Source organism: Flavobacterium daejeonense DSM 17708 (assembly GCF_000425425.1).
In the GTDB taxonomy this organism is placed as follows: domain Bacteria; phylum Bacteroidota; class Bacteroidia; order Flavobacteriales; family Flavobacteriaceae; genus Flavobacterium; species Flavobacterium daejeonense.
Window position 1 is genome coordinate 42874 of the sequence record NZ_AUDK01000030.1, and the last position, 10379, is coordinate 53252.

Sequence of the window (10379 nt, forward strand, 5' to 3'; positions counted from 1 at the left end):
CTATGAGCTATCAATTTAGAAAAGCTAATCTTGCTGAAATCCCTCAAATTTGGAATATTTTACAAAAAGCGATTCACCGTCGAAAATTGGATGGCAGCAACCAATGGCAGGATGGTTACCCTAATCCCGAAGTCATTCAAAACGATATTGAAAAAGTGGCAGGATTTGTTTTGACCAATGCGAACACAATTCTGGGTTATGCAGCTCTTTTTGTCAATGACGAACCCGCCTATGAAGTTATTCAAGGAAAATGGCTGACAAATGAAGGTTTTGTTGTCTTTCATCGGGTAGCAATTGCTGAAGATTATTTAGGCAAAGGTTTGTCCAAAATTATCCTGAACTATATTGAGGAATTCGCCTTGAGCAATCAAATTTACAGTATCAAAGCCGACACCAATTTTGATAATTTAGCCATGTTAAGCATTTTTGAAAAACTCGGTTACCAGTACTGCGGAGAAGTCTTTTTCAGAGGTAGCGCCCGAAAGGCTTTTGAAAAAGTTTTGGATAAATCATCCCTGTAAAGTATCATTTAACAATAGAAAAAACACTCTTTCTTCTCAATTCTGATTTATTTTTTCTACATTTAGAAACCTGCTTCTACATAGAAGCAGAAACAATCTGTTTCTAAAATCTCAAAAATAAATTGGCATGGAAATCACTAATTTGGAAACCATTTCCATCAAAAATAAATACATCCAAAAAGTAAACGGATGCCAAATTTCAAACGTGGAAGACGTCCTTTCCATCGAAGAACCACTCGAAATTCGCTTGAAATATTACCAAGATCAGGAAATTATTCATCAAAATATTTCGGTAACGATGCGCACTCCGGGCAATGATTTTGATTTGGCTGTCGGTTTTTTGTTTACCGAAGGAATTATTAATTCTTTCGATGCTATAAAAAAGGTGTATCATTTGGAAAAAAATTGTGAGCTGCTAAAAAAGAATTCCGTTATCGTGGAACTTCATGAAGGTTTTGCTCCCAAATTAATACAGGCCGAGCGGAATTTCTATACCACCTCAAGTTGTGGTGTTTGCGGCAAAAGTTCCATTGATGCCATTAAAACCGTAAGTCCATTCAAAACTTTAGAACTACCAAAAATTAGTATTTCTGCCGCAATTTTATATCAACTTTCTCAAAAATTAAGATTAGCGCAAAGCGATTTTAGCAATACTGGTGGCATTCACGCCTCGGCATTATTTAGTCTTGCCGGGGAATTATTGATTTTGCAGGAAGATGTAGGTCGCCATAATGCCTTAGACAAATTGATTGGTAACGCTTTCGCAAAAGACCTATTGCCTTTGAACGATCACATTTTACTCCTAAGCGGAAGAATTAGTTTTGAATTGGTTCAAAAAGCAGCTATGGCAGGAATTGCAATTATTGTAGCCATTGGTGCGCCGTCAAGTTTAGCGGTCGAACTGGCAACAGAATGCAACATGACTCTCATCGGTTTTTTAAACGAAAACCGTTTTAATATTTATTGCCAAAGCAGCACTTTCTGTTTAGACACTGAAGAAAATTAGAACCCAAACCTTCCTTCTATCACCGAAAAACTGGTTATCATGAAAAAAGACAATAAAACACCAAACGAAACCAATCCTGAGAATCCATACAAAACTATAGATTTAAAACTTACGAAAGTGAAAGATTATGCGGCAGGAATACCCGCTCTTAAAGCTTCTCTCAGTGATTTAATAGAAGAAAAAACATTGCTTCGTGGTGGAAAAGCTTTGTTCAAAATGAATCAAAGCGGCGGTTTTGACTGTCCGAGTTGTGCCTGGCCGGATCCGGATGACGAGCGCTCGCCTTTAGGTGAATATTGTGAAAATGGTGTCAAAGCTTTGGCTGAAGAAGCAACCAGTAAAAAAATTACAGCAGAATTTTTCAAAAACCATTCGGTTTATGAACTTTCGCAACTCACCGATTATGAAATTGGCAAAAAAGGCCGATTGACTGAACCGATGTACTTACCCAAAAGCAGCACGCATTACCAACCGATTTCCTGGGAGAATGCTTTTCAAAAAATTGCACAAAAGCTGAACGAATTGGATTCGCCAAATGAAGCTATTTTTTACACTTCCGGAAGAACCAGTAATGAGGCTTCTTTTTTATACCAACTTTTTGCCAAGGAATTTGGAACGAATAATATGCCGGATTGTTCCAATATGTGCCATGAAACTTCGGGAACAGCACTGCGCCCCACCATTGGAATCGGGAAAGGAACCGTGAAACTGGAAGATTTTTACGACACAGATGTCATTGTGATTATCGGGCAAAATCCGGGAACAAATGCCCCGAGAATGCTTAGTGCTTTAGAAAAAGGAAAGAAAAACGGCGCCAAAATTATTGCCATTAATCCGTTACCGGAAGCAGGATTGATGGGTTTTAAAAATCCGCAGGAGGTAAAAGGAATTATTGGCAGTCCGGTAAAACTGGCCGATTTGTACCTTCCGGTAAAAATAAACGGCGATATGGCTTTGCTCAAAGCAATTGAAATGCTTTTGCTAGATTATGAAAAGAAAAATCCAGAAAAGGTGCTTGATCAAGAATTTATCCACGAAAAAACAACGGGATTCGATACCTATTTCAAACAATTTGAAGCTTATGATTTTGAACAATTCATTACAGAATCGGGAGTTTCCAAGGAGGCTATTCAACAGGCAGCCGAAATGTTGGCATTTAAAAAACGAATTATTTTTTGCTGGGGAATGGGCATTACCCAACAACACAACGGCGTGGATTTAGTGAAAGAAATTCTCAATATCTTACTGCTAAAAGGCAGCATTGGCAAACCAGGAGCAGGCGTTTGTCCGGTACGCGGACATAGTAATGTTCAGGGCAACCGCACCATGTTGATTGACGAAAAACCTACTCAAGAGCAATTAGATCGTTTGCAAAATTATTTTGGATTTAATCCGCCAAGAGAAAAAGGCTATGACGTGGTAAATGCCATAAAAGCGATGCAGGACGAAAAAGCCAAAGTACTTTTTTGTATGGGCGGCAACTTTTTGTCGGCAACACCAGACACCACTTTCACTGCAAAAGCTCTTCGAAAACTGAAATTAACTGTAAATGTTTCCACCAAACTGAACCGCAGCCATTTAATTCACGGAAAAGAATCTCTTATTTTGCCTACGCTTTCCCGTAGTGATATGGATATTGTAAATGGCGAGCTGCAAATTATCACCACCGAAAACTCTATGGGTGTGGTACAGGATTCCAAAGGAATTTTAACTCCTGTTTCGAAACATTTAATCAACGAAACCCAAATTGTTTGTCGAATGGCGATGGCAACTTTAGGAACAAAATCAGTAGTCAATTGGGCAAAATACCACAATGATTATGATGCGGTGCGAGATGCCATAGAACAATGTATTCCGGGATTTGAAAATTACAATAAGAGAGTGCGACAAAAAGGAGGTTTTTATTTGCCGAATGCCGCCAGAGAAGGAAAATTTATCACCAAACAATTTGGTGACCGGGTTCCTTTTACCCTAACCAGCACTCCTATTAATCAATTGGCAGAAGATGAATACCTGATGGCTACTACCCGCACCCACGACCAGTTTAACACCACCATTTACGGATTGGACGATCGCTACCGTGGTATTAAAAACGAACGTCGGGTAATTTTCATGAACGAAAAAGACATAGCCAAAGCAGGATTTAAAAACGGTGACAAAGTAGATTTATTCAATTATGATGATGGTATTGAACGCATTGCACCCTTATTCATCATTGTTTCCTACCCTATTCCGGAAAAAAATACGGTTACCTATTTCCCGGAAACCAATGTATTAGTTTCGGTAAATAATGTAGTCAAAGAAAGTAATATGCCGGCTTCCAAATACGTGAAAATCAAAATCAAAAAACACGAGGAATCCATTTATGAGAGGATAAAAAGTTAATTCATTTGAATAAATTTGACAACTTTTGGAAAGTTGTCAAATTTTGAATTTCCCAGCAAACACAAGAATCTTACTCATTCCTATCGCAAAAAAACATAAAAAAATGTCCCAAAATAGGACGTTTTCAATATTAAACCGTTTTTAAAGCTTCAATCAGGCCATCAATATCTTCATTGGTATTATAATGACTCAGAGAAATACGCAAACTGGGTTTTCTAACCAAATCTTCCGAAAGAATTTCCGCCAATACATGCGAAGGTCGGATACTTCCACTCTGGCAGGCACTTCCACGCGATACGGCAATGCCACGCATATCCAAATGAAATAAAATCATCGCAGTTTTATCTTCTGAAAAAGGCAACAATACATTTAGAATATTATAAAAAGAATCCTTTGTCCCGTTGAAAACAACGCCCGGAAAAGTAGTTTCTAATTGTTCCATCAAATACTTTTTTACAGTAGCGATTTGTTCTTTTTCTGAATCTAAATGAGCATAAGAAAGTTCCAAAGCCTTTGCCATTCCGGCAATTTGATGCACAGCTTCCGTTCCGGCACGCAGGCCTTTTTCCTGTTCGCCTCCAAAAAACAAAGGTTGCAGGGTGGAATTTTTTCTAACAAAAGCAAAACCAACACCTTTTGGCCCGTGAAATTTATGCGCACTTGCTAACACAAAATCGACCGGAATTACTTGCAAATCCAAAGACATTTTTCCCATAGACTGCACGGTGTCCGAATGAAATAAGGCGTTGTATTGTTTGCAAATTAAACTCACACGTTCCAAATCCAAAACGGTTCCGATTTCATTATTTACGTGCATCAAACTCACCAGTGTTTTCACTTCCTGATTTAATAATTCAGACAAATGAGTCAAATCGATGTTTCCATCTGCTAACACATTTACATAATCAACCTGGATTCCAAATTCCTTTTGCAAAGCCGTTATAGCCAATAAAACCGCATGATGTTCTATTTTACTGCTAATGATTCGTTTGATTTTTAAATCTTTAACAGCAGAACGCAAAATCCAGTTATTGGCTTCGGTTCCTCCTGAAGTAAAAACAATCTCCTGCGCGTTAACATTCAGTTGTTTAGCAATTGATTTTCGGGAAAGTTCGAGGATATTTTTGGCATTACGACCAAAACTATGTGTTGAAGATGGATTTCCATAATCTTCCGCCAGTACTTTAGTCATTTCCTGAATAACTTCAGGACGGATAGCAGTTGTAGATGCGTTATCGAGGTATATTTTTTTCATCGCTGCAAAGTTATAAAATATCAATTATCAAAAGCAGATTCGCATTTGTCATTTTTTGCCTATTTTTGTGAAAATTTTTAAGATGAAAAAAGCCCTAAGCCTATTGGTTTTATTAGCATTTATCAATGCCTGCGACGATGGAAACTTAACTCAGGAAGACATTACTTTTGAGAATGTAAATACACAAAGTTGCAGCAACAGCAGTTCCAATACCTTGATTTACAAGCTAAAAGACCAGGAAGCCCTGATAATGGAAATCCCAACGACTACTTTTAAAAGTGATCCAACTCCCGATAGTCAACCTATTGAACTAAATATTGGTACTAACTCTAACAGAGTCGTATATCGTTTTTACAACGGAACTGTTGCAACGGCTAATATTTGTGAAACTATTACTCCGGCAACTCCGGTTATTACGGATCAATGGACGGCTACTGACGGGATTATTCAAATTGTAACTACTGCCGTTAAATCGACTAACGAGACAACTAATGCGACTAAAATTACCGGTTACAATCACAATATTGTTTTAAAAAATGTCACTTTTGCGAAAGCGAATGGAACACAGGTCTATGAAACTTTTCCTTTTGGAGATTACACGACATCGGCTACGACTTTACCATTTAATTTTGATCAAAGCTTAGAAAAATGTAGTGCATCTAATGATGTTTACAACTACAATACTAGTGAGGCATTGATTTTAACCATTGATCCTAATTTAATTCTGAACGAAGCAACTGCTGCCAATACTCCAAGAACCGGACTCATTGGGACAACAACTAACAAACTGACGTATCGTTTGTTCTCTAATTTATTGACATCAGACTATTTTTGTCAAAGTACCACGCCAAGTACTCCGGCAATTAGTGAAGAATGGACTGGTGTTACAGGTGTTAGTGGCACAAGCGGAATTATCGAAGTAACTACGACCACTAATGGACCTAATAGTTTTAAACACACTATTGTGTTGAAAAAAGTATCATTAGCCAAAGGAAATAACAATTTCATGCTCGGTGACAGCTATACTTTAGGGGAATTGTTTACCACCAATTAAATCTAAAAATGTTTAAGAATATAAAAGCCTGATCAAATGAATAATCGGGCTTTTTTTCATATCTGAGTAAATTACTTTTTACTTTGTCGGATAAAAACTTCAGTGGCGCCTTGTCCATATTTTTGATAATTGGCCTCCTGAAAATCAATATTATCATAACGCCCTAACAGAAAATCCAATTCGGCTTTCAGGATTCCTTCTCCTACTCCATGAATCAACACAATTTTAGGAATACGGTTTTTGATGGCGAATTCGATATGACGCTGCGCCGTTTCCGCCTGTAAAGTCAGAATATCATAATTAGACATGCCGTGCTTATTTTTAACCAATTTTTCAATGTGCAAATCAAATTCGGGAACCGGAACATTACCTTTATCCCTTTTTTCTTTCACAAAACTTCTGGATTTCGGGATTGCTTTTTCTTTATTAATTGCTTCGGTATTGATTCCTTTTACAGAATCCATCAGATTATCTGTCCCTCCGGTCTTCACGAGTTCATTTTCATTAAATTGCATTACAAAACCTTCGTCGGTTTCAATGGTAACTTCCTGACCCTTAACCGTCAAAACCACACCGTTAACAGCCTCATCCAGCACTGCTACTTTATCGCCTTTAGTCAACATTTTCTTTTTCTTTTTCGGGATTTTTACTAGGGGTTTTTGCACTTAAACGCATCATTCCAAACATAAAAACAGCCATCGCAATAACGCTTAGATAAACATTTTTATCTGTCGCCGTTTGCTCATAAAAAGCAACTGCTATAGCAAGCAACACGATGGGAACATAAAACTTTTTCATCTTTATTAAATAAGTATCAAAAATAATAAATTTAAAATTCTTCCCAATTGTAAAGCTGTAAATTCAAATCGGGCGTTCCGGAATCCTATTAATTCAAAATAGTTCAATATATTTGTTTTAAATTAAATCTATTAAAATTTGGCAGAAAAATTCTGCTCCCTATACCATCCAGCAGTCATGACAAAGGATCTTATCATAAAAAACATTGGCGAACTAAAAAGCCATACTTCTATCAATTACGGCATCAAAACAAAAGTAGAAGCTTTTACCGAAAAAATATTTTACACCTTGTTTGATGCTAATGCTCCTTTGAGCGAAAGTATTGATGCATTAGAACAACAATTCAAAGAAATTGCAGCTTTGGCCTGCAAAAAACCAAATGCTTTATGCGATGCCGGTTGGGAACAATTTGTAGCCAAATTGCCCTCGGTGTTGAAAAAACTCAATCAGGATGCCGAATATATTTTAGAAAATGATCCCGCGTCCAACAATGTCGAAGAGGTTTACCTGGCTTATCCTGGCTTTTATGCCATTGCCATTTACCGAATCAGTCACGAATTATACGTTCAGGATTTATTGCTTTTCTCAAGGTTAATGAGCGAATATGCCCATCGAATTACCGGTACTGATATTCATGCCGGTGCGCAAATTGATTCGCCATTTTTCATTGACCACGCTACCGGAATTGTAATTGGTGAAACAGCAGTGATTGAAAAACATGTTAAAATTTATCAGGGAGTTACTCTCGGTGCTTTGAGCGTAAGCAAAGAAATGAAAAACGCCAAAAGACATCCTACTGTTGAAAAAAATGTATGTATTTATGCCAATGCTACCATCCTGGGAGGCGAAACCGTTATTGGCAAAAACAGTATTATTGGTGGTAATGCCTGGATTACTAAATCGACACCGGAACGTTCCATTGTAACCAACACTACCACTACAGAAGTAAAAATAAAAGAACTCAAATAAATGGATCCACAAAAAATATTAGACCTGATTGGTAATACGCCTTTGGTTGAAACTACTAATTTGGTTAAAAACAAAAGCGTAAAATTATTATTAAAACTCGAAGGCAATAATCCGGGCGGAAGTGTCAAAGACAGAGCCGCCTATTACATGATTAAAGGCGCAATGGATCGCGGCGAAATCAAAAAAGGCGATAAACTAATTGAAGCCACCAGCGGAAATACCGGAATTGCCCTGGCGATGATTGCGCAATTATTAGGTATCGAAATTGAATTAATTCTACCGGAAGACTCCACAAAAGAACGTACCCAAACTATGCGTGCTTATGGTGCAACCGTAATCCTGACTCCTGCTGCCGAAGGAATCATCGGTTCCAGAGATTATGCCGATAAAAAGGTTGTCGAAGGCGGTTATTTGATGCTGAATCAATTTGCCAACAACGACAACTGGAAAGCGCATTACAACACTACAGGTCCTGAAATTTGGAGAGATACTCAGGGAACAGTTACCCATTTTGTTTCGGCTATGGGAACTACGGGTACAATCATTGGGACTTCCACTTTTTTAAAAGAACAAAATCCGAATATTCAAATCATTGGTGCCCAACCATCAGAAGGTTCACAAATCCCGGGAATCAGAAAATGGCCTGTGGAATATTTACCTAAAATATTTGATCCTTCAAAGGTAGACCGAACGGTAGATGTAAGTGAAAAAGAAGCCCGTGAAATGACTAAAAGACTGGCTCTGGAAGAAGGTGTTTTTGCCGGAATGAGCAGCGGTGGTGCTGTTGCGGTAGCCGTAAAAATTGCCGAAGAATTAGAATCAGGAGTTATTGTTGCGGTTATTTGTGATCGCGGTGACCGTTATTTGTCTTCTGATTTGTTTGATTAATTTATCATTTATTGATAAAAACAAAAGGCAGGTTTTGATGAAAACCTGCCTTTGTTAATTTACACAAAAATTAAAGATATTCAGTCCAAAATGAACTGAGTATCTTTAAACTTATTTTTTTATTACATTAACTGATTTTTGTTTATCACCCTGACGAACTAAAACTAAATATTCTCCGGCAGGCAAATTTTCTCCAAATGTAATAGTTGACGCATTAGCTTTTTCAAATCTTTTTATTAATCTGGCAGACATATCATAAATCAAGACTTCTACTTTATCCTGACTTTCTCCCAATATTTTTAAATTAAATATATCACTCGAAGGATTTGGATAAGCTATAATATTGAAGCTTTCCACTTCCACTTCGAAAACTTCTTCCTTAGCCATCGACGAAGATTTTGTTAAAGTTTTTGGCGCTACACAATCTACCGTACAACTTCCTAAGAAATCACCATGAGCTAAATGAGCCGCAACCGCCGATTCATCTACACATAATTCCTGACATGGATTTTTGGCATTTCCGGTTTTATGACAAAGTTTGATTTTTGCATTTCCACTTTTCCCTGCAAAACAACGTACATCTTCCCCGTGAATAAATATTTTTTCAGTAGCAATGGTACATCCTTTTGAATCGGTAATTGTAGCCGTGAATCCTGCATCCGCTAAAAGGCCAACTGTTATTGAATATGAACTACTCACATTTGTAGCAGTTGTACTTGGATACATAGTAGTTCCTAAGGTTCCTGAATTAGGTAAAACTGTATTAACATTGCTAACAATTCCCAAACTTGTATCTGGAATCCACGATTCATCCCCATCATTAGTCATATAGTTACTAATCAAAGTGCGATCCATACTTATCGAAATGGTATAAGGAGCAGTTCCACCCGAAGGAGTAACAGTTATAACCGAGGTTTGATTACCCGACATACCAAAATAATGATTTGGATTGGTTCTGGTAAAGGATGCTGTTATTTGAGAATTTATTGTAAAATAAGCACTTACATAAGTCTCCTCATAATTTGGACCATAAGTATAACTTCCTTTATTAATAGTGTAATTGCCTCCATCTTCTCCTGCCTCTCTCTCTAAACTACCTGATGCTGAATCATTTCCTTGAATATCCCCCAATGTTATATGAGCTGTTAACACTGGATCATCAAATCCATAACACTTAAATTGATTAGCATCAGCCGTGATAGTAATTGCCCGTTTGCCAATAGTCAAATCAGCTCCAACATAAGTCAAGGTATAATTGCTGTTTAAAGCGACACTTCCCTGTGTGATGGCATAATCACCAACACTCTCTCCTGCATCTCTGCTCAAAGAGCCGCTGAAAACATCACTAAAAGCTAAACTTCCTGAAGTAATTTGATAAGTCAACGCAGGGTCAGCATCTCCGTAAGTTTTGGACTTAGCATCTGCTGTGATTTCTACGGAACGTTTGCCAATAGTCAAATCAGCTCCAACATAAGTCAAGGTATAATTGCTGTTTAAAGCGAC

At 37.6% G+C, this 10379-nt stretch carries 10 protein-coding genes; 6 read left to right on the forward strand and 4 right to left on the reverse strand.

Translation table 11 applies throughout. The annotated features are described in order from the left end of the window. Positions 1 to 2 precede the first annotated feature (2 nt). From H599_RS0116420 to H599_RS0116430, 3 genes are all read left to right on the forward strand, one after another. Positions 3 to 521, forward strand: a complete 519-nt coding sequence (locus tag H599_RS0116420; protein ID WP_026715126.1) for a GNAT family N-acetyltransferase — start codon at positions 3 to 5, stop codon at positions 519 to 521. A 127-nt stretch (positions 522 to 648) separates the two neighbouring features. After that, positions 649 to 1527, forward strand: coding sequence for a formate dehydrogenase accessory sulfurtransferase FdhD (fdhD, locus tag H599_RS19970; RefSeq protein WP_051590782.1), 879 nt, complete (start codon positions 649 to 651; stop codon positions 1525 to 1527). A 39-nt stretch (positions 1528 to 1566) separates the two neighbouring features. Continuing rightward, a complete protein-coding gene (locus H599_RS0116430; RefSeq protein ID WP_026715127.1) occupies positions 1567 to 3912 on the forward strand; it encodes an FdhF/YdeP family oxidoreductase in 2346 nt (781 codons plus the stop codon). 130 nt (positions 3913 to 4042) lie between these two features. Here H599_RS0116430 and H599_RS0116435 read toward each other — a convergent pair whose 3' ends face one another. Continuing rightward, positions 4043 to 5167 (reverse strand): cysteine desulfurase family protein, encoded by a 1125-nt coding sequence (locus tag H599_RS0116435; protein ID WP_026715128.1) that lies wholly within the window; start codon positions 5165 to 5167, stop codon positions 4043 to 4045. An 82-nt stretch (positions 5168 to 5249) separates the two neighbouring features. On the opposite strand from H599_RS0116435, the gene H599_RS0116440 reads away from it, so the two are divergent. Further along, positions 5250 to 6221 carry a hypothetical protein gene (locus H599_RS0116440; RefSeq protein WP_026715129.1) on the forward strand — a complete coding sequence of 324 codons (972 nt, stop codon included), beginning with the start codon at positions 5250 to 5252 and terminating at the stop codon, positions 6219 to 6221. 71 nt (positions 6222 to 6292) lie between these two features. On the opposite strand, the gene H599_RS0116445 is transcribed toward H599_RS0116440, so the two are convergent. Beyond that, positions 6293 to 6844, reverse strand: a complete 552-nt coding sequence (locus H599_RS0116445; protein WP_026715130.1) for a Smr/MutS family protein — start codon at positions 6842 to 6844, stop codon at positions 6293 to 6295. Continuing rightward, positions 6834 to 7019 (reverse strand): hypothetical protein, encoded by a 186-nt coding sequence (locus H599_RS0116450; RefSeq protein ID WP_026715131.1) that lies wholly within the window; start codon positions 7017 to 7019, stop codon positions 6834 to 6836. The genes H599_RS0116445 and H599_RS0116450 overlap by 11 nt, the downstream gene beginning before the upstream one ends. A gap of 177 nt (positions 7020 to 7196) precedes the next feature. On the opposite strand from H599_RS0116450, the gene epsC reads away from it, so the two are divergent. Further along, positions 7197 to 7988 (forward strand): serine O-acetyltransferase EpsC, encoded by a 792-nt coding sequence (epsC, locus tag H599_RS0116455; protein WP_026715132.1) that lies wholly within the window; start codon positions 7197 to 7199, stop codon positions 7986 to 7988. Beyond that, entirely contained in the window at positions 7989 to 8876 is an 888-nt protein-coding gene (cysM, locus tag H599_RS0116460; RefSeq protein WP_026715133.1) for a cysteine synthase CysM, read from the forward strand. A 111-nt stretch (positions 8877 to 8987) separates the two neighbouring features. On the opposite strand, the gene H599_RS0116465 is transcribed toward cysM, so the two are convergent. Continuing rightward, positions 8988 to 10379 (reverse strand): MBG domain-containing protein (locus H599_RS0116465; protein WP_026715134.1); only part of this gene is annotated, 1392 nt, incomplete at its 5' end.

Coding starts and splice junctions, on each gene's coding strand:
- H599_RS0116420 (WP_026715126.1), top strand. CDS start 3: ATGAGCTATCAATTTAGAAAAGCTAATCTTGCTGAAATCCCTCAAATT.
- H599_RS0116435 (WP_026715128.1), bottom strand. CDS start 5,167: ATGAAAAAAATATACCTCGATAACGCATCTACAACTGCTATCCGTCCT.
- H599_RS0116440 (WP_026715129.1), top strand. CDS start 5,250: ATGAAAAAAGCCCTAAGCCTATTGGTTTTATTAGCATTTATCAATGCC.
- H599_RS0116445 (WP_026715130.1), bottom strand. CDS start 6,844: ATGTTGACTAAAGGCGATAAAGTAGCAGTGCTGGATGAGGCTGTTAAC.
- epsC (WP_026715132.1), top strand. CDS start 7,197: ATGACAAAGGATCTTATCATAAAAAACATTGGCGAACTAAAAAGCCAT.
- H599_RS0116430 (WP_026715127.1), top strand. CDS start 1,567: ATGAAAAAAGACAATAAAACACCAAACGAAACCAATCCTGAGAATCCA.
- fdhD (WP_051590782.1), top strand. CDS start 649: ATGGAAATCACTAATTTGGAAACCATTTCCATCAAAAATAAATACATC.
- cysM (WP_026715133.1), top strand. CDS start 7,989: ATGGATCCACAAAAAATATTAGACCTGATTGGTAATACGCCTTTGGTT.
- H599_RS0116450 (WP_026715131.1), bottom strand. CDS start 7,019: ATGAAAAAGTTTTATGTTCCCATCGTGTTGCTTGCTATAGCAGTTGCT.